An 18,963-nucleotide genomic window follows, 5' to 3' on the forward strand; every position below is an offset into this window, starting at 1 on the left:
AGCGCGTATCTGGGGAGAACGCAATGAAGACGATGAACACGCAGCGTGGCATGACCCTGACCTCGTTCCTGACGGTCCTGATCGTGGTGGGTTTCTTCCTCTACATCGGCATGAAGCTGTTCCCGATGTACCAGGAGTACTACGCCGTGCGCTCGGCGATGAAGAGCCTGGCCAACGAGCCGGGCGTGGGCAGCATGGAGCCGTCGCGCATCCAGGACCTGTTCTTCAAGCGCCTGTACATCAACTACTCGGACAATGTGAAGCCGGCCAACGTGAAGTTCGACCGTCGCGACAATGGCTGGACCCTCAAGGTCAACTACGAAGTGCGTCGCCAGCTGATCGGCAACCTCGATGTGGTTGGCAAATTCGATTCTTCCCAGGACCTGACACGAAGCGGTGCCCAGTAAATTCATCCAACGCGGCGACCTCATCGGTCATCCCTTCGGCGATCCGGCCCTGCTCAAGCAGGCGCTGACCCATCGCAGTGCCGGTGCGCCGCACAACGAGCGTCTGGAGTTCCTCGGTGACAGCATCGTCAACATGATGGCGGCCGAGGCGCTGTACCGACGCTGGCCCAAGGCCGACGAAGGGGCGATGACCCGTGCCCGTGCCGAGCTGGTGCGTGAAGGCGCGCTGGCGGTGATCGCGCGCACCCTGCAGCTGGGCGAGCGGCTGACCCTGGGCCCGGGCGAAATGAAGTCCGGCGGCCATCGCCGCGACTCGATCCTGGCCGACGCGGTGGAAGCCGTGGTGGCTGCGATCTACCTGGATGCCGGCTTCGAGGCCTGCCGGGCGGTGGTACTGCCCTGGTTCAGCGCTTCGATCGAGGCGCTGCCGGCCTCCGGCCGCCCCGAGAAGGACCCCAAGACCCGCCTGCAGGAATGGCTGCAGGCCCGACAAAAGGCGTTGCCGCAGTATGAACTGGTGTCAGAATCCGGTGACGACCACGCCAAGCACTTCCGGGTACGCTGCAACGTAGCCGACCCGGCCGCCAGCACCGAGGGCGAAGGCGCCTCGCGGCGGCTTGCCGAACAACAGGCGGCTGCGGCCGTCCTAGAACAACTGGATTCCAAGTGAGCGAACAAACTCCCCATCATTGCGGCAGCGTGGCCGTCATCGGCCGCCCGAACGTGGGCAAGTCGACCTTGACCAATGCCCTGGTCGGCGCCAAGGTCAGCATCGTTTCCAACCGCCCGCAGACCACGCGCCATCGCCTGCTGGGTATCGCCACCTATCCGGAAGGCCAGCTCGTGCTGGTCGACACCCCCGGCCTGCACAAGGTGCAGAAGCGGGCGATGAACCGGGTGATGAACCGTGCCGCGCGCGGCTCGCTGGAGGGTGTCGATGCCGGCCTGCTGGTGATCGAGGCCGGTCGCTGGGATGAAGAAGACAGCTTGGCCTTCAATGTGCTGCGCGATGCCGGCATTCCGGTGGTGCTGGTGGTCAACAAGATCGACCGTCTGAAGGAAAAAGGCGCGCTGCTGCCGTTCCTGCAGCAGGTGACCGAGGGCCGTGATTTCGCTGCCGTGCATCCGATCTCGGCGCAGAAGCGCAACGGCCTGGAAGCACTGGTGCGCGACGTACTGAAGCTGCTGCCGGAAGCGCCGCCGATGTTTGGCGAGGACGAGATCACCGACCGCAGCCAGCGTTTCCTGGCCGGCGAACTGGTACGTGAGCAGCTGATGCGCCAGCTCGGCGAAGAGCTGCCGTACGCCACCACCGTTGAGATCGAACGCTTCACCGAGGACGGCAACCTGTTGCGCATCGGTGCGGTGATCTGGGTCGAGCGCGAAGGCCAGAAGGCGATCGTAATCGGCAAGGGCGGCGCCCGCCTCAAGGAGATCGGTGCCAAGTCCCGCCTGCAGATGGAGCGTCTGTTCGGGGCCAAGGTGTTCCTTGAGACCTGGGTGCGCGTGCGCGAAGGCTGGTCCGATGACGAGGCCGCGCTGAAGGCCTTCGGTTACGAGTAAGTCATTGCGGTCGCTTCGATGATGATCGAGGACGACACCGGCTTCGTGCTGCATGCACGGGCCTACCGCGAGACCAGCCTGCTGGTTGAGCTGTTGAGCGCGCAGCATGGCCGCATCGGCCTGCTCGCGCGTGGTGTTTCAACCGCGAAGGGGCAGGTGCTGCGTGCCGCCCTGCAGCCGCTGCAGTGGATCCGTTTCAGTGCCCAGCAGCGCGGTGAACTGGCCCAGCTGCGTGGCGCCGAGGCGCTGGATGCCGCACCGCGGCTGGTCGGCCAGGCGATGCTGGCCGGCTTCTACCTGAGTGAACTGACCCTGCGCTTGGCCCCTCGCCAGGACCCGTTGCCTGAGTTGTATCTGGCCTATGGCGAAGCGCGCGCGCGGTTGGCGGTGGGTGCCGGCCTGGCCTGGACCCTGCGTCGCTTCGAGCGCGAACTGCTGGCCGCACTGGGCCTGGGCTTCGAACTGGACAGTTCGAGCGACGGCCAGCCGATCGACCCGGCGGCACGTTACGAACTGGACCCGCAGGAAGGGCCGCAACGACTGCTCAGCGAGCGCGGCGGCGAGCGCCGCGCCGCCGCCACCGGCTCGGCATTGCTGGCGTTGGCGGCCGACGAGGAGCCCGATGCGGCCGACCTGGCCAGCCTGCGCCTGCCGATGCGGCGGGTGCTGGCCCATCATCTGGGGGCCAAGGGCCTGAAGTCCTGGGAACTGCTGGAGCAGCTGGCTCCCCGGCGGTAGGGGGTGTTCGGCAGGGCTTGCAGCCCTGCACCTGCCGAAGCCGAAGCCGAAGCCGAAGCAACAGCAAAAGCTGGCTATCCGTGGGTAGGCGGGGTAGGTCCGGTTGAGGGGGACGCTGCAAGTACGTCCATGTAAGCTCGGTCGCCGCATCCATGCGGCTCACGCCCCCTCAACCGGACCCACCCCGCCTTCGACAGTTTTCCGCGAGTTGTCGGAATGGCACGGGGTCGGATCCGTTTTCCACAGGAAAATGGATCCGACCCCAGATTGATCTCGATATCTGACAGAAATTCATCCACGCATGGCGTGGATCTACCAGCCGTCACCGGAAATCTGTCGGGGGTGGGGCGGTGTGGGTGGGCAGGACCGTTGGCGCCATGGATGGCGCCATCGAGCCCCCAGGGATGGGTTTACGGCGTGTCCTGCCCACCCACACCGGCCCGCCCAACAAGCAGAAGGCCAGAGCCGCTCTGGCTCTGGCCTTTGGTGTTGCTCTGGCTTGAAGCCTCTGCAGGTGCAGGGCGCAGCCCTGCCGACCAACCCTCAATGCAGGAGCGCTGCCACCGCGGCGCGGAACCCGTCCTGGGCCTGCCCGGACTCCGGCGCATGATGCAGCTGCCGCACCGCGCGGCCCAGCCGTGCCGCGCCGACGAAGCCACAACTGGCCTGCAACCGGTGCAGCTGGCTGCGCAGCTGGCGCTCGTCGTGCTGGTCCACGGCCTGCTCGACCGCGTCGCGCACGCCCGGCAACTCGGCCAGGAACAGCTCACGCAGTGCGATCAGGTGCTTGCGCTCGCCATTGAGCGCAGCCAGTGCCGCAGTCTCGTCCCAGTCCTGCACCTGCAGCTCGACCGCTGCCGGGGCCTGAGCAACGAAGATCCCCGCCGGGCTGTTCACCAGCGCGCGCCGCACCGCCTTCAGCAGCTGGTCGCGGCCCAACGGCTTGACCAGCGTGTCGCTGAAGCCGGCTTCACGCAGGCGTGCATGGATGGAGGTATCGCCGTCGGCGGTATGCGCCAAAGCTGGAGTATCGGGGTGCGAACGGCGCAGTTCACGCAGCAGTTGCGCGCCGTTGCCGTCAGGCAGGTTGACGTCGATCAGCCACAGGTCATGCGCGCCGGGCTCGGCGCTGGCCAGCGCACTGGCCAATGAATCTGCGGTGTCCACGTCCGCCGGTAACGTTTCCAACGCCGCTTTGAAAAAACCGCGGCTGATGATGTCGTCCTCGACAAGCAGGAAGCGGGGCCGGCTGGCCCGCGGGGTCATCTGCATCAGGGCTGCCTCCATGTCAGCTGCTGCAATCATCAAGCACGGCGGCGGCGGGCGCAAGCGGGTCCGGACCCTGCCAGTCAGGATCTGCGACAATGTGCCCCCATTTTTGCCCGCAGCCTGTTGCCACGTGGCCCGATCCCGCTCCCGCATCGACCGTACCCCGTTCCAGACCGAGATCCTCGACCTCAGCCATGATGGTCGCGGCGTCGCCCGCCGTGAAGGCGAGGGTGGCAAGGTCACCTTCGTCAGCGGCGCCCTGCCGGGGGAGGTGGTGATGGCCGAACAGACCGCCCGCAGCCGCCATTTCGACGAGGCACGCACCGTGGAGGTGCTGCAGGCCTCGCCGCAGCGCGTGACCCCGAAGTGCCCGCACTTCGGTACCTGCGCCGGCTGCGTGCTGCAGCATCTGGACGAAGACCAGCAGATCGTCGCCAAGCAGCGCGTGCTGATGGACAACCTGGAACGCATCGGTCATGTGAAGCCGGGCGCCGTGCTGCCGCCGCTGGTGGGTGACAGCTGGGGCTACCGTCGCAAAGGCCGGTTCTCGGTGCGCCGGGTCGAAAAGAAGGACAAGACCCTGGTCGGCTTCCGTGAACAGGATCCGCGCTTCGTCGCCGACCTCAGCCAGTGCCTGACCGTGATCCCCGAGATCGGCACCAAGGTCGAGGCGCTGTCCACCTTCATCGAGTCGCTCGATGGCAAGCGTGACATCCCGCAGATCGAGTTCATCGCCGGCGATCAGGCCGTGGTGCTGACCGTGCGCCACCTGCAGCCGCTCAGCGAGGCCGACCGCGCCGCCTGGGCTGCCTTTGGCCAGCAGCATGGTTTCGTGATCTACCTGCAGTCCGGCGGCGTGGACACCGTGCAGCCGCTGGACGGGCAGGGCGTGCCGCTGTCGTTCCGGCTGGCGCCGTGGGATGTGGAACTGGCGTTCCGCCCGCTGGACTTCATCCAGGTCAACGCCAAGCTCAACGAGAAGATGATCGCCCACGCCCTGGACCTGCTGGAACCAGGTGAGGACGAGCGCGTGCTGGACCTGTTCTGCGGCCTGGGCAACTTCACCCTGCCGCTGGCCCGCCGCGTGCGCGAAGTGGTCGGCGTGGAAGGCGATGCCGGCCTGGTCGCGCGTGCACGTGAGAACGCCGAGCGCAATGGCCTGGCCAACGCGCAGTTCTTCAGTGCCGACCTGACCCAGGACCAGCGCAGCACCGCGTGGATGCGCCAGGGCTTCGACAAGCTGCTGCTGGACCCGCCGCGCTCGGGCGCGATCGAAGTGCTGCAGCAGCTGCCGCTGAAGCAGTTCAAGCGCATCGTCTATGTCAGCTGCCATCCGGGCTCGCTGGCGCGCGATGCCGGCTATCTGGTCAACGAGCAGGGCTTCACCCTGGTCAGTGCCGGCGCCATGGACATGTTCCCGCACACCGCACATGTGGAAAGCATCGCGGTGTTCGAGAAGCGCTGACCGGCTGTCATGCCCATCGCGCATAATGGCGCGATGGGCATCGAAATCGAACGCAAATTCCTGGTCAGCAGTGACGGCTGGCGCACCGCCGCGCACCGGGTGATCCCGATGGCGCAGGGCTACATCAACGACATGGGCGCGCTCGATCGCGGCACCCAGAACGCATCGGTGCGGGTGCGCATCGAAGGCGATCACGCCGCGCTGAACCTGAAGTCGCGCACCATCGGCCACACCCGCCAGGAGTTCGACTACCCGATCCCGGTGGACGATGCGCGTGCATTGCTCGCGCTGTGTGTCGGCGGCCTGATCGACAAGCGCCGGTATCTGGTCGAACACGCCGGCCTGACCTGGGAAGTGGATGAGTTCCTGGGCGACAACGCCGGCCTGGTGGTGGCCGAGGTCGAGCTGGACAGCGCTGACCAGGTCATCGACCTGCCGGACTGGGTGGGCGCGGAAGTGACCGACGAAGCCCGCTACTACAATGTCGCGCTCGCCAGCCACCCCTATTCACAGTGGTGAACCCTGAAAAGGGGACGGAGGGGGTTAAGTCGTCTTTACCCCGCCTGTGCGGAAAGCGACTTAATCCCCTCCGTCCCCTTTATTCGGCGGGAGCGGGCCCCATGTCGGTGGTATGAGAATCGACATCTACTCCGATGTGGTCTGTCCCTGGTGCTGGATCGGCAAGCATCGTTTCCAGCAGGGCGTACAGTTGCTGGGCGCCGACGCGCCTGAGCTCGACGTCCATTGGCAGCCGTTCCAGCTGGATCCGGACGCGGACGCCACACCGGTACCGCTGCGCGAGGCCTACGTGCGCAAGTTCGGCGGCGCTGAACGTACCGAGCAGATCCTCAGCCAGACCCAGACCACCGCGCGCGCCGAAGGCCTGCCGATGGACTTCAGCCAGGGCCAGGTGCGGGTGACCACGCTGCCGGCGCACCGGGTGCTGTGGCTGGCCGGGCAGCACGACGTGCAGGACGCAGTGGGCGAGGCGCTGTTCCGCGCCCACTTCGAGCTTGGCCAGAACCTGGCGGACAGCGCGGTGCTGATCAAGGCCGGTGTGGCGGGCGGCCTGGACGGCGGCGAAATCGCGCAGATGCTGGCCTCCGACCGCGGCCTGGCCGAGGTCGAAGCCAAGCTGGCGGAGGCGCATGCGCTGGGCATCTCCTCGGTGCCGACCTTCGTCATCGATGGAAAGTGGGCCATTTCCGGGGCGCAGCCCCCCGAGGCCTTCGCCAACGCCCTGCGCCAGATTGCCGCCGAACAAGGCGCCCCGGCCACCCCGGCTGGCGACGACGAGGCCTGCGGCCCGGACGGCTGCAAGGTCTGAGCAGATCGGGGTCAGGGCCCCTGCGGGGATCCGGCCCCTGGGTCGGATCCCCGCAGGGGCTCTGACCCCACACTCCCCTTTTTCTGACCACTGCGCCTGTCGGCCGGTTCTGCGACAATGCGGCACTGCGCCATGCGGGCGCGCGTTGTGGAGATAGACCATGCTGCTGATCGGCGTTGCCGGCACCGAACTGACCGCCCAGGAACGTGACTGGCTGCAGCACGATGCCGTGGCCGGGGTCGTGCTGTTCAAGCGCAACTTCGCCTCGCGCCAGCAGGTGACCGATCTGAGCGCGGCCATCCGCGCCGCCGCGCCGCGCCCGCAGCTGATCTGCGTGGACCAGGAAGGTGGCCGCGTACAGCGCTTCCGTGAGGGCTACAGCGATCTGCCGCCACTGCAGGACATTGGTGCGCTGTATGCCACCGACCCGCAGCAGGCCTTGGCATCGGCCGAACGGCACGCCTGGCTGATGGCCAGCGAAGTGCGCGCCAGCGGCGTGGACCTGAGCTTCGCGCCGGTGGTCGACCTTGGCCGTGGCAACCGTGCCATCGGCAACCGCGCCTTCAGTGAAGACCCGCAGGTGGTGGCCGCGTTCACCGCCGCCTACGTGCATGGCATGCATTCGGTCGGCATGGCCGCCACGCTCAAGCATTTCCCCGGCCACGGCACCGTGCTGGAAGACACCCACGTCGATACCGCGATCGACCCGCGCGCACTGGACGAGCTGCGCGCGCAGGACCTGGTGCCGTTCCAGGCCGGCATCGCCGCCGGTGCCGACGCGGTGATGATGGCACACGTGATCTACCCGCAGGTGGCGCCGGAACCGGCCGGTTACTCGCCGCGCTGGATCCAGGACATCCTGCGCGGCGAGCTCGGCTTCCGTGGCGTGGTGTTCTCCGACGACATCGGCATGGCCGCCTCGCACAGTGCCGGCGGCGTACCGGCGCGCGTGCACGCCCATCTGGACGCCGGTTGCGACGTGGTGCTGGTCTGCCACCCGGAGCTGGTTGATGAAGCCCTGCACGCGGTGCAGGGGCGCTCCCTCAATACCGCTGCGCTGCTGGGCCTGGTCGGCCGCGGCGCGCTTGGCTGGGATGGCCTGCTGGCCGATGCCCGCCATGGCGACACCCAAACCCGTCTGCTTGAAACCCTTGGAAGAACCGTCTGATGCCCAACCTCACCATTTCCCAGGCCCTGGCCCAGGCTGACCTGCTGGTCGACCGTCCCACCATCGACAAGGCCATCGCCGGCATCGCCGACGCCATCGCGCGCGATTACAAGGGCGAGGTGCCGCTGTTCCTGTCGATCATGCACGGTGCGCTGCCGTTCGCCGGCCAGCTGGCGCTGGAACTGGGCGCACGCGGGCAGGACGTGCAGTTCGATTACCTGCACGCCACCCGCTACCGTGGCGAAACCACCGGCGGCGATCTGGTCTGGAAGCACAAGCCGGCCACCTCGCTGTTCGGTCGCCGCGTGCTGCTGGTCGACGACATCCTGGACGAGGGCTACACCCTGCAGGGCGTGCGCACCTGGTGCCTGGAGCAGGGCGCAACCGACGTGCGCATCGCCGCGATGACGGTGAAGAAGCACGACCGCGCGCTGCCGGACGTGACCGCCGACTATGCCGGCATCGAACTGCCGGACCGCTACGTGTTCGGCTTCGGCATGGACGTCAACGAAACCCTGCGCTGCGTACCGGCCATCTACGCAATGAAGGAATAACGGCGCAGCCGCCCGCGGCGCGTCCTTTCCACCGCCGGCATCCTCGGGTGCCGGCGTTCGTCTTTTCATGGAGTGCTTCGAATGCAACAGATCGCCCTGGCCGTGATCGGCGGTACCGGTGTCTACAACCTGGCCAAGCTCGACGACGTGCAGACCCACGAGGTTGATACGCGCTTCGGCCGCCCGTCCGGCCCGGTACGCGTGGGCACGCTGCTGGGCCATCGCGTCGCGTTCCTGGCGCGGCATGGTGAAGGTCACTCGCTGCCGCCGCACAAGATCAACTACCGCGCCAACCTGGCCGCGCTGCAGCAGCTGGGCGCGCAGCGCGTGCTGGCGTTGAACACGGTCGGCGGCATCACCGAGCACTTTGGTCCGCGCGTGCTGGCCTGCCCGGACCAGATCATCGACTACACCTGGGGCCGCATCAGCACCATCTGTGAAGAAGAAGGCACCGACGTGGTCCACGTCGATTTCGGCCACCCCTACACGCCGATGCTGCGCAGCAAGATCCTGGCCGCAGCCAAAGTGACCGGTGTCACGGTCCACGACGGTGGCTGCTACGGCGCAACCCAGGGCCCGCGCCTGGAAACCATCGCTGAAATCGCCCGCATGCGTCGTGACGGCTGCGACCTGGTGGGCATGACCGGCATGCCCGAAGCCGCGCTGGCACGGGAGCTGGGCCTGGATTACGCCTGCCTGGCGATCATCGCCAACTGGGCCGCCGGTTGCGGTGATGGCGAGGAGATTACGATGGCCGAAGTGCTGGCCAACGTGCAGGCGGCCAGCAACGGACTTCCGGAACTGGTGGGCGAATTGGCGCGGGGGTGATTGTCTTCCCCGAGCAAGCTTTGCATACTCAGCTTGTGCGCGGGTTCAGCGTACACCACCCATTCATTGCATAAGGTCTCGCATCACCATGCCGAACGGTACCGTCAAGTGGTTCAACGACGCCAAGGGATTTGGCTTCATCTCGCCGGAGGATGGCAGCGCCGACGTGTTCGCGCACTTCTCCGCCATCAACTCCAAGGGCTTCCGCAGCCTGCAGGAAGGCCAGCGTGTCACCTATGACGTGACCCAGGGCCCGAAGGGTGCCCAGGCTTCGAACATCACGCCGGCCGAGTGATCCACTCGACAGTGCGTTGAAAACCCCGCTCCGGCGGGGTTTTTTTTGCGTGGCATGCCCGCGGCCCGTTCGCGATTCCACCCGCCTCGGGCACAATGCAGCCATGACGGAACGACTGCGTATCGCCGTGATCGGCTACGGCACCGCTGGACAGGCAGTGTCCATCCTGCTCACCCGTGATGGCCACGAGGTGGAGATCTTCGAACGCGTGCCCGCGCCGGGGCCGGTGGGCGCCGGCTTCCTGCTGCAGCCCAGCGGCCTGCAGGTGCTGTGGCAGATGGGGCTGCTGGATGCGGTACGCGCGCATGCCGCGCCGGTGCACCGCCTGTATGGCGACACGCCGTGCGAGCGCGCGGTGATGGACATGCGCTACGGCGGCCTGGATGCGCGCCTGCACGGATTCGGCATGCAGCGTGGGGCGCTGTTCTCGCTGCTGGATGATGCCCGTGGTGGGCTTGGCCTGCTGCATGCCGGTACCGCCATCACCGAGGTGGATGCTGTGCACGGGCGCCTGCGCGACAGTGAAGGGCGCGCGCACGGCCCGTTCGATCTGGTGGTGGCCGCCGATGGCGCCGCTTCTACGCTGCGCGGCACGATCGCCGGTGGTGCCGGACTGGATCGCGTGTACCCCTGGGGGGCGCTGTGGTGCCTGTTGCCGGCCGAAGACTGGCCACATGTGCAGGAGCTGCGGCAGCGCTACGTGGCCGCGCGCAAGATGATCGGCCTGCTGCCGGTCGGTACGCGCCCGGGCGATGACACGCCGCGCCTGAGCTTCTTCTGGAGCTTGCCACGTGCCGACTTCGAGCGCTGGCAGGCCGATGGCATGACGCCTTGGCTGGATGAGCTGCATGCACTGTGGCCGCAGGCCAGTGCGCGCTTTGCCCACCTGCGCGATGCCGGCCAGCTGGCACGTGCGGTCTATCGCGATGCAGTGATGACGCGCTGGCACCAGGGCCGCATGGTGCTGGCAGGTGATGCCGCGCACGCGATGAGCCCGCAGCTGGGGCAGGGCGTGAACATGGCGCTGCTCGATGCGTTGGCATTGCGCGATGCCGTTCGCACGCATGGCGGTGGTGCCGAAGCGTTGCAGGTGTACCAGGCGCAACGCAGGGCGCACGTTGCGGTGTACCAGCGTTGGAGCCGTTGGCTGACGCCGCTGTTCCAGTCAGACCGCGATGCCTGGGCGAAGGCGCGCGATGTGCTGCTGGGCCCGATGGGGCGCCTGCCCGGAGGCCGTGGCCACATGCTGCGCGTGCTCAGTGGCACACAGCAGGGCTGGTTCGGTTCGCTCGCGCTGGATCCTGACTTCATCGAGGCAATGGCCATGGTGGCGACGCCTCGCATCCGCACGAGCACCGCAAGTGCGTGAGGCGTGCCGTCACGTGAATTAACGGTTGCCTCACCGCAGATATGCGAGAAGTAGGTTGCACGCGACTGCGCGTCGCCCGTTTTCCTTTCCGTGATCAACATCGCGCGTGGCCCGGGCGGCGCTGCCGTTGTGGCCTGTTGCGGCCCGGACGTGCCGCCTGATGTTGAAGAGGAGGATGCCATGTTGTTCGCGGTCCAGGAGCTGGAATCGGAAATCTGCAAGCTGCGCGGTCTGCTGCAGATGCTGCACGAGGACCAGCCCGACGTACTGGAAGACGTGTTCGAGTTCCATGTCGGCAGCCTGATCAGCCATGCGTCACCGGAACACCACGCGCGCATCCGCACCTGCGCGCAGGAGATGCTGGCGACGGTTCAGGCCTTGCCGCGGCGGCGCGAGGATGACACGCCTGATTTCCAGTTGATGCCGCAGCTGGGCATCCGCCCAGCCTGAGTCAGGCGACCGGCAGTTCCACCAGGCTGCTTTCCACGCAGGCGATCATCTGTTCGCCGCGAGCGGGCACAGGCACGATTCCGGCAGTGAATGCGGAGAATGCCGGCAGGATCGTCGTCCGGTCACGCAACCAGAATGCGGGGAAGCGCCTTCGCAGGGGCGCCAGAGCGATCTGCGGGTGCAGATGTCCTGCGATCACGTGCAACGCTGCATCGGGCGCCGGCTCATGGCGAAGCAGGAACGGTGGCAGCTGTACGTCATCGTGGATCTGAACCTGCAGATGTGCATGCGGTAGCTGCCGGTCGTGGTTGCCGCGAATGACGTGCACGTCCAGCGATGCGTTGCGTTCGCGCCATCCCAGCCACTGCTGGTACCACGCGGCGCGATGCGCCGGTCCATGCAGGATGTCGCCCAGGATCCACAATTCGCGGCAGGCATGCAGGTCCAGAAGCCGCTGCAGGCGTTGCAGGTCTTCGCCGGTGCCGCCGCTGGGCAGCGCGATGCCGGCACGGCGGAACACATCGGCCTTGCCCAGGTGCAGGTCTGCGATCAGCAGTGCCTGCCGCGCGGGCCAGTACAGCGCACGCGCGCCAAGCAGAACCACGGACTCTCCGGCAAGCCGCAGCGGCAGTTCATCGGCCATGGCGGCGCTCCAGCTGCTGCGCCGCGCGTTGTACGCGTGTACGCCAGTCTTCGTTGCTGAACTGGCCGCGCAGGCGTTCGGCCCACAGCGGAAAGCCCAGTGGCGTGAGTGATGAAGGGCGCTGCACCGACAACCGTTGCGTGCCGATGCGCTCCAGTACCTGCTGCAGCCCCGGCAGGTCGAGGCTGTCGTACAGCACTTCACGTTCCGCCAGCGCCAGCAGCAGGTGATCCGGATCGTGTTCGCGCAGCACGTCGTACAGCAGGCCGGCGGACGCCTGCAGCTGGCGCAGTGACCGTGGCATGCCACCGGGAAGGCTGGGTACCAGCAGGCCCGCCACGCGCGCAATGCCGCGGAACTGGCGTCGCGCCAGTTCGCCCAGGTTCACCGCCGTGCGCAGGTCATCCAGCAACCGGTCGTTGCTGAACAACGCGCGCCATTGCCCCGTATCCAGATCGATGGTCTGCGCCGGCGCCAGCACCAGGCCGTGATCGTTCACCGCATAGCCGATGCTGTTGCGTTGCTGGCGGGTGCAGCGCAGCGCCAACAGTGCCGCCAACGCTTCGTGCACGTGGCGGCCGGCAAAGGGATAGACGAACAGGTACTGACCGTCGCGGCGCCTCACGTCTTCCAGCAGCAGATGATCCGCACCGGGCCGTGCTGACAGGCGTGCCTGCAATGCCAGCAGTGGCGCCAGCCAGCGCGATTCCGCGCTGTCATCGCAACCGGACAGTACCGCTTCCAGTTCGCGGCCGAGCGCCTTCGACAGCGGCAGCTGGCCCCCTTGCCAGCGCGGCACCGCACCGTCACCGCGTCCGCGCGCCAGCCGCACGAACGCAGTCATGTCGCGCAGCTGCACCAGTTCAAGCAGGCGTCCTGCGAACTGGAAGCGGTCGCCGCGACGCAGGCGGCTGGCGAACTGCTCCTCCACCGCGCCCAGGCCGCCCCCACGCAGGAACTGCACGCGCACGCTGCCATCGCTGCTGATGGTCCCGATCGACAACCGGTGCCGCAGCGCCTGCCGACGGTCGTGCATGCGGTAGCAGCCATCGGCGTCACGCACGACTTTGTGGAAATCGGGGTACTGGGCCAGGGCCTGGCCGCCTTGCACGATGAACGTCAGCACGGCCTGCCATGAGGCATCGCTGAGCGACGCGAAGGCATGCGTACGCCGCACCTGGGCCAGCAGCGCGTCACCGTCGAAGCCGCCGGCCAGTGCGCGGCTGACCGCATGTTGGGCCAGTACATCCAGCGACAGCGTCGGCGGCCTGCGTGCTTCGACCACGCCTTCGGCCAGTGCGCGGCGCACCGCGGCGTACTCGGCCAGCTCCAGCGCATGGCTGGGGATGCACAGGATGGCGCCGCGGGCGCCGGGGCGGTGGCGTGCACGCCCGGCACGCTGGCGCAGCCGTGCAACGCCCTTCGGGCTACCCAGCTGCAGCACCTGGTCGACCTCCGGGAAGTCGACGCCCAGGTCGAGGCTGGACGTGGCGACGACGCAACGCAGCCTGCCTGCGCGCAGGCCATCCTCCACCTGTTGGCGCAGTGCCGGGTCCAGCGAGCCGTGATGCAGTGCCAGCGTATCGGCGTCTTCTGGCCAGACCGCCGCCAATGCCTGGTGCCACAACTCGGCCTGGGCACGGGTATTGGTGAACAGCAGGCTGCTGCGCGCCTGCATCAGCGCATCCAGCACGCGCGACAGCTGTGCCAGCCCCAGGTGCCCGGCCCACGGGAAACGTTCGCCGGGTTCCGGCAGCAGGCTGCGCACGGTGATCGCGCGCGGGCGAACGCCCTGCACGATCGGTGCGTCCGGCTGGTCAGGCAGCAGCACGTCGCGGGCCTGGGGCAGATTGCCCAGGGTGGCCGACAGCCCCCATAGCTGCAACGAAGTTGCGGTATCGCGCAGCACCGCCAGGTTCAACTGCAGCAGCACCCCACGCTTGTTGCCCAACAGTTCGTGCCATTCGTCCACCACTACGCAGCGCAACTGGCGCATGCGGGGCAGCGTATCGGGATAGCTCAGCAGCAGCGCCAGCGATTCCGGCGTGGTCACCAGCACGTCGACGCGCCCCTCGCGTGCCTGTCGTCGCTCGCGGCTGCTGGCATCGCCGCTGCGCAGGCCGACCCGCCAGCCCAGTCCCAGTCCGTCGACCACCGCCTGCAGTGCGCGCGCGGTGTCGCTGGCCAGTGCGCGCAGCGGCGTCACCCAGAGCACCTGCAGTGGCCGCACTGCACTGGCGCGGCGAGGGGACGGCAGCGGATCGATCATCGCCTGCAGCAGCGGCCCACCGAACATCGCCAGTGTCTTGCCGCTGCCCGTAGGCGTATGCAGCAAGCCGGATTCGCCAGCGAGATAGTGACGCCACATCGCGCGCTGGAACGGCAGCGAACGCCAGCCGCGAGCGGCGAACCAGTCCTCCAGCCTGCGCAGCGCCTGGTTGCGGGTCATCGCGCCAGGGCCTGCAGGGCGGCGAGCTGGTCGGCCTCGCTGGCCGGCTTGTCGTGGCGCCAGCGCAGGATGCGTGGAAAGCGCACGGCGATGCCTGACTTGTGCCGTGAGCTGCGGTTGACCGCCTCGAAGCCCAGCTCGAACACCTGCTCGGCACGCACGCTGCGCACCGGGCCGAAGCGCTCGCGGGTATTGGCGCGGATCCAGCGGTCGAGCGCGAGGATCTCCTTGTCATCCAGGCCCGAGTAGGCCTTGGCGACCGGCACCAGCGTGTCGCCGTCCCAGACCCCGAAGGTGTAGTCGGTGTACAGCGTGCTGCGCCGCCCATGGCCGGCCTGTGCGTACAGCAGCACCGCATCGAGGGTGAGCGGATCGACCTTCCATTTCCACCAGTCACCGCGGCGGCGTCCGGACTGGTAGGGGGACGTGCGCCTTTTCAGCATCAACCCCTCCACGCCGCGTTCGCGTGCGACATCGCGCATCGCGGCGGCCTGCAGCCAGTCGTCCGCTGCGACGTCGGGGGAAATCTGGATCCGCGCATCATCCAGCGCACCGATGACCTCGGCGAGGTGGGCGCGCCGTTGCTGCAGCGGCAGCCCGCGCAGATCCTCGCCCTCGCGTCCCAGCAGGTCGTACGCCAGTACGCGCACCGGCGTATTGCGCAACGTCGCCGCGCCCGGCTTGCGGCGCTGGATGCGGGTCTGCAGCGCGGTGAACGCGCGCGGCAGGTTGCCGGCTTCGTCCCATGCCAGCAGCTCACCGTCCAGCACGCAGCCCTCCGGCAGCGCCAGCGCTGCGTGCTCGATCTCGGGGAAGCGGCCATCCAGTCGTTCCTCGCCGCGGGACCACAGCGCCACCTCGCCACGACGGCGCAGCAGCTGCAGGCGGATGCCGTCCCATTTCCACTCCAGCAGCCAGTCGTCGATGGGCCCGAGGCGCTCGGCAGGGTCGCCTTCGAGCGGCGAGGCGAGGAAGAACGGGTAGGGCTGCTGCCGGTCCGATGGCAGCTCGTCCGGCGACAGCAGCTCGGACAGCACACCCGGCGAGGGCACCCACTCGCCGAGCATGCGCTGGGCAATGCGTGCGATGTCCAGACCAGACCATTCGGCCAGCGCCTGCTGTACCAGACGTTGCGAAACACCCACCCGCAGGGCGCCTGTCAGCAGCTTGTTGAACACCAGTCGTTCGCTGGCCGGCAATTGTCGCCACCCCGCGAGCACGGCGGCCCGGCGTTCCTCCTCCGGCCGGTTGGCGACGGCCAGCAGGTGCTGTTCGATCCAGTCGGCCAGCGGGCGGTCGGGGGCAACCTGCGCCGGGTCATCCAGCAGCAGGGTCAACGTTTCGGCCAGGTCGCCCACCTGCGCATAGCTGTCCTCCACCAACCATGGCGGCAGGCCCGATTCCTCGCTCACCCACGCGCGCAGTTCGCCGCTGGCGGCGATCTTCCGGCGTGCGCCGCCCACCTTGCCGCCGCTGAGCAGGTACAGCGCCCACGCCGCGTCATGCGCGCGCGCCTGGCGGAAGTAGTCGACCAGCGCCGCACGCTTGTCCAGCGTGGCGGTGCTGCGGTCCAGGCGCTGGTAGAGCGCGGCGAAGCTCTTCATTCCTCGCTCCCGAAATCGGTGCGGAAGGCTTCAGCCGCCACGCCGCGCTCGCGCAGGAACGGAATCAACGCATCGGTATTGCCATGGTTGGCGATGACCCGCCGCGCGCCGGTCTGTTCGATGGTCTGCAGCAGCGCGGGCCAATCAGCGTGATCGGAAATGACGAAGCCACGGTCGACGTTGCGTCGCCGCCGATTGCCGCGCAGCTGCATCCAGCCCGAGGCGAAGCCGAGCTGATGGCGGCCGAAGCGGCGCATCCAGGGCGTGCCGGCCGCCGAAGGAGGGGCGAGGATCAGCTGGCCTGCGGCATCGGGTTGGCGCCCCTGCTCGGCAACGGTGAGCGTTTCCAGCATCGGAATGCTGGCCTGCCGGTACACCGCCACGCCATTGGCGATGGCGCCATGCAGCCAGGCCGGGCGATCGTCCAGTGGCAACAGCTCGGCCAGCACCCGCTGCGCCTTGCCGAGTGCATAGCACAGCAGGATCGCCGCTTCGCCACGTTGCTCGCATTCGCGGCGCCACGCCACGATTTCCGCAGCCACCGCAGGCGTGTCCGGCCAGCGGTAGATCGGCAGGGCGAACGTCGCTTCGGTGATGAACGTGTCGCAGGGCACCACTTCGAAGGGCGTGCAGGTCGGGTCCGGTTGGCGCTTGTAGTCGCCGGATGCCACCCAGACCTGTCCGCCATCGTCGATGCGCACCTGCGACGAGCCGAGCACATGACCGGCAGGATGCAGCGATACCTGCACCCGTCCCAGCCGGAAGGGCACGCCTTCGGCATGCACCTGCACCGGCACATCGCCCAGCCGCCAGCGCAGGATGGGCAGGCTGCCTTCGCTGCAGTGGTACTCGCCCATGCCCGGGCGCGCGTGGTCGCCGTGGCCATGGGTGATGACCGCGCGCGGAACCGGGCGCCACGGATCGATATGGAAATCGCCAGCTGCGCAGTACAGCCCTTCCGGGCGCAGCACCACCAGATCATCATTGCCTGCCATGCGGCCACTGTGGCGTGCGCCTCGTGCACGGGGTGAGAACCGGCCTGAACACGGGCTTGGCGGGGCATGCGGCACAATCGGACCGCATACCTCTTGCCGCCAGGATGGACCGGATGAGTGGACCCAGCTTCAGCAGCAGCGCGCCGTTTGAAACCCACGTGGTGCTGAACCAGCCGCCACCGTTCGCGGGCCGCCAGCTGTGGACCGACGACGTGGCGTTGATGGAGGCGGTGCAGCGCGAGGGGGCCGGAGCCTTTGCGCCACGCCTGGCCGTGTACGGGGCCCTGGCCGGCGACGAGTTGTACCGGCTTGGCTTCGACGCCAACCGTGATCGCCCGCGGCTGCGCACGCACGATGCGCAGGGCCATCGCATCGACACGGTGGAGTTCCACCCTGCGTACCACCAGCTGATGGCCGCCGCGAAGCAGCATGGCGTGGCGGGATTGTCCTGGCACGAGCCGCAGCCCGGCGCGCACGTGGCGCGTGCGGTACTGAGCTATCTGCACCACCAGGCCGAAGCCGGCACCAGTTGCCCCTTGACCATGACTCATGCGGCAGTGGCGGTGCTGCAGTCGCAGCCGCACCTGGCCGAATGGGCGCGCAAGGCCGCCACGCCGGTCTACGACCCGCGTGATGTTCCCGTGGCGGACAAGGCCGGCATCACGCTGGGCATGGGCATGACCGAGAAGCAGGGCGGTTCGGATGTACGTGCGAACAGCACGCGCGCCGAGCCGATCGATGGCGAACGCTATCGCCTGGTCGGCCACAAGTGGTTCTTCTCCGCGCCGATGTGCGATGGCTTCCTGGTGCTGGCGCAGGCGCCGGGCGGGCTGACCTGCCTGTTGATGCCGCGCCGGTTGGCCGACGGCGACCGCAACGCATTCCGGCTGATGCGGCTGAAGGACAAGCTGGGCGACTGGGCCAATGCGTCCAGCGAGGTCGAGTTCTGTGGCGCGCAGGCATGGCGTGTGGGCGAAGAAGGGCGTGGCGTGACGACCATCATCGGCATGGTGATGATGACCCGCCTGGACTGCATGCTGGGTGCGGCCGCGGAAATGCGCATGGCGCTGGTGCAGGCGCTGCATCATGCACGCCATCGGCGTACCTTCGGCAAGTTGCTGGTGGAGCATGCGCTGATGGCCAACGTGCTGGCCGATCTGGCGCTGGAGTCGGAAGCGGCAACCGTGTTGGCGATGCGCATCGCGCGGGCGGTGGATCGCGCCGGCGAGGATGCCAGCGAAGCCGCGTTGGCGCGGCTGGGGACTGCACTGGGCAAGTACTGGTTGTGCAAGCGCGCGCCGTCCTTCGTCAACGAAGCGCAGGAATGCCTGGGCGGTGCGGGTTACGTTGAGGAGTCGATGCTGCCGAGGCTGTACCGCCAGGCGCCGTTGAATTCGATCTGGGAAGGCAGCGGTAACATCCAGTGCCTGGACGTCCTGCGCGCGATGTCACGCGAGCCGGAAGCAATGGCGGCATTGCGCAGCGAGCTGGCCGCGGTGGCTGATCTCGATGCGCGTTATGCAGCTGCATTTCAGCGTTGGGCAGCGGCGCCAGCGCCTGAGGAATCGCAGGCGCGGCTGTTCTGCGAGCGCACTGCGCTGCTGCTGCAGGCGGCGCTGCTGCTGCGTGCGCGCAGTCCAATGGCGGAGGCGTTCGTGCGCAGCCGGTTGGACGGGGAGCACGGGCTGGCATTCGGGACGCTGCCGGCGGGATTGGATCTGTCGGTGATGCTGGCGCGCGCGCTGCCGTAGGGAGCGGCCAACGGCGGAGCCCCTCGTGGTGGGCGCTGATATCGGCGGTGGCCGCGCGAGTGGGTCGCGCAGGGGCCGCCGTGAATAC

19 protein-coding genes are annotated in these 18,963 nt (G+C 67.9%); 14 read left to right on the plus strand and 5 right to left on the minus strand.

Features of this window, described 5'->3' with window-relative positions; all coding sequences use genetic code 11:
* The first annotated feature begins 23 nt into the window (after window positions 1-23).
* Genes AASM09_RS06245 through recO form a run of 4 tightly spaced genes read left to right on the plus strand, consistent with a single transcriptional unit; the run spans window position 24 to window position 2,708 of the window.
* Window positions 24-407 (plus strand): DUF4845 domain-containing protein, encoded by a 384-nt coding sequence (locus AASM09_RS06245; protein ID WP_005410601.1) that lies wholly within the window; start codon window positions 24-26, stop codon window positions 405-407.
* Window positions 397-1,077 (plus strand): ribonuclease III, encoded by a 681-nt coding sequence (rnc, locus tag AASM09_RS06250; protein WP_049429923.1) that lies wholly within the window; start codon window positions 397-399, stop codon window positions 1,075-1,077. Before AASM09_RS06245 ends, rnc begins: the two co-directional genes overlap by 11 nt.
* A complete protein-coding gene (era, locus tag AASM09_RS06255) occupies window positions 1,074-1,970 on the plus strand; it encodes a GTPase Era (protein ID WP_005410599.1) in 897 nt (298 codons plus the stop codon). Before rnc ends, era begins: the two co-directional genes overlap by 4 nt.
* Window positions 1,971-1,988: 18 nt before the next feature.
* Window positions 1,989-2,708 (plus strand): DNA repair protein RecO, encoded by a 720-nt coding sequence (gene recO / locus AASM09_RS06260; RefSeq protein WP_049429921.1) that lies wholly within the window; start codon window positions 1,989-1,991, stop codon window positions 2,706-2,708.
* Window positions 2,709-3,251: 543 nt separating this feature from the next.
* Here recO and AASM09_RS06265 read toward each other — a convergent pair.
* The gene (locus tag AASM09_RS06265) at window positions 3,252-3,980 is read right to left on the minus strand and encodes a response regulator (protein WP_049430541.1); all 729 of its coding nucleotides are present in this window, start codon (window positions 3,978-3,980) and stop codon (window positions 3,252-3,254) included.
* A gap of 127 nt (window positions 3,981-4,107) precedes the next feature.
* Here AASM09_RS06265 and rlmD point away from each other — a divergent pair, with 127 nt between their 5' ends.
* From rlmD to AASM09_RS06310, 9 genes are all read left to right on the plus strand, one after another.
* Window positions 4,108-5,442, plus strand: a complete 1,335-nt coding sequence (rlmD, locus tag AASM09_RS06270) for a 23S rRNA (uracil(1939)-C(5))-methyltransferase RlmD (RefSeq protein ID WP_049430536.1) — start codon at window positions 4,108-4,110, stop codon at window positions 5,440-5,442.
* A 33-nt stretch (window positions 5,443-5,475) separates the two neighbouring features.
* Window positions 5,476-5,961: a CYTH domain-containing protein gene (locus tag AASM09_RS06275; RefSeq protein WP_049430540.1), complete on the plus strand. Its 486-nt coding sequence runs from the start codon at window positions 5,476-5,478 to the stop codon at window positions 5,959-5,961.
* Between the two features lie 112 nt (window positions 5,962-6,073).
* Window positions 6,074-6,769, plus strand: coding sequence for a DsbA family oxidoreductase (locus AASM09_RS06280; RefSeq protein WP_049430534.1), 696 nt, complete (start codon window positions 6,074-6,076; stop codon window positions 6,767-6,769).
* A gap of 160 nt (window positions 6,770-6,929) precedes the next feature.
* Window positions 6,930-7,937, plus strand: coding sequence for a beta-N-acetylhexosaminidase (gene nagZ, locus AASM09_RS06285; protein WP_049430531.1), 1,008 nt, complete (start codon window positions 6,930-6,932; stop codon window positions 7,935-7,937).
* On the plus strand, window positions 7,937-8,491 hold the full coding sequence (locus AASM09_RS06290; RefSeq protein WP_005410592.1) for a hypoxanthine-guanine phosphoribosyltransferase: 555 nt from the start codon (window positions 7,937-7,939) through the stop codon (window positions 8,489-8,491). Before nagZ ends, AASM09_RS06290 begins: the two co-directional genes overlap by 1 nt.
* 81 nt (window positions 8,492-8,572) lie before the next feature.
* On the plus strand, window positions 8,573-9,319 hold the full coding sequence (locus AASM09_RS06295) for an S-methyl-5'-thioinosine phosphorylase (RefSeq protein ID WP_049430529.1): 747 nt from the start codon (window positions 8,573-8,575) through the stop codon (window positions 9,317-9,319).
* Between the two features lie 88 nt (window positions 9,320-9,407).
* Complete coding sequence (locus AASM09_RS06300; RefSeq protein WP_005410590.1) at window positions 9,408-9,614, plus strand: cold-shock protein; 207 nt, start codon at window positions 9,408-9,410, stop codon at window positions 9,612-9,614.
* 103 nt (window positions 9,615-9,717) lie between these two features.
* Window positions 9,718-10,983: an FAD-dependent oxidoreductase gene (locus tag AASM09_RS06305; protein WP_049430527.1), complete on the plus strand. Its 1,266-nt coding sequence runs from the start codon at window positions 9,718-9,720 to the stop codon at window positions 10,981-10,983.
* A gap of 180 nt (window positions 10,984-11,163) precedes the next feature.
* Window positions 11,164-11,433, plus strand: coding sequence for a hypothetical protein (locus AASM09_RS06310; protein ID WP_049430539.1), 270 nt, complete (start codon window positions 11,164-11,166; stop codon window positions 11,431-11,433).
* A gap of 1 nt (window position 11,434) precedes the next feature.
* On the opposite strand, the gene pdeM is transcribed toward AASM09_RS06310, so the two are convergent.
* Genes pdeM through AASM09_RS06330 form a run of 4 tightly spaced genes read right to left on the minus strand, consistent with a single transcriptional unit; the run spans window position 11,435 to window position 17,124 of the window.
* Window positions 11,435-12,076 carry a ligase-associated DNA damage response endonuclease PdeM gene (pdeM, locus tag AASM09_RS06315; RefSeq protein WP_049430526.1) on the minus strand — a complete coding sequence of 214 codons (642 nt, stop codon included), beginning with the start codon at window positions 12,074-12,076 and terminating at the stop codon, window positions 11,435-11,437.
* Window positions 12,066-14,525 (minus strand): ligase-associated DNA damage response DEXH box helicase, encoded by a 2,460-nt coding sequence (locus AASM09_RS06320; RefSeq protein ID WP_049430523.1) that lies wholly within the window; start codon window positions 14,523-14,525, stop codon window positions 12,066-12,068. The genes pdeM and AASM09_RS06320 overlap by 11 nt, the downstream gene beginning before the upstream one ends.
* Window positions 14,522-16,129 (minus strand): ATP-dependent DNA ligase, encoded by a 1,608-nt coding sequence (locus tag AASM09_RS06325; RefSeq protein WP_049430521.1) that lies wholly within the window; start codon window positions 16,127-16,129, stop codon window positions 14,522-14,524. The genes AASM09_RS06320 and AASM09_RS06325 overlap by 4 nt, the downstream gene beginning before the upstream one ends.
* Complete coding sequence (locus AASM09_RS06330) at window positions 16,126-17,124, minus strand: ligase-associated DNA damage response exonuclease (protein WP_343368878.1); 999 nt, start codon at window positions 17,122-17,124, stop codon at window positions 16,126-16,128. Before AASM09_RS06330 ends, AASM09_RS06325 begins: the two co-directional genes overlap by 4 nt.
* Window positions 17,125-17,237: 113 nt before the next feature.
* On the opposite strand from AASM09_RS06330, the gene AASM09_RS06335 reads away from it, so the two are divergent.
* Window positions 17,238-18,875, plus strand: coding sequence for an acyl-CoA dehydrogenase family protein (locus tag AASM09_RS06335; RefSeq protein WP_049430517.1), 1,638 nt, complete (start codon window positions 17,238-17,240; stop codon window positions 18,873-18,875).
* The last annotated feature ends 88 nt before the right edge of the window (window positions 18,876-18,963 follow it).

The sequence above is a fragment of the Stenotrophomonas maltophilia genome (assembly GCF_039555535.1).
GTDB lineage: Bacteria > Pseudomonadota > Gammaproteobacteria > Xanthomonadales > Xanthomonadaceae > Stenotrophomonas > Stenotrophomonas maltophilia_Q.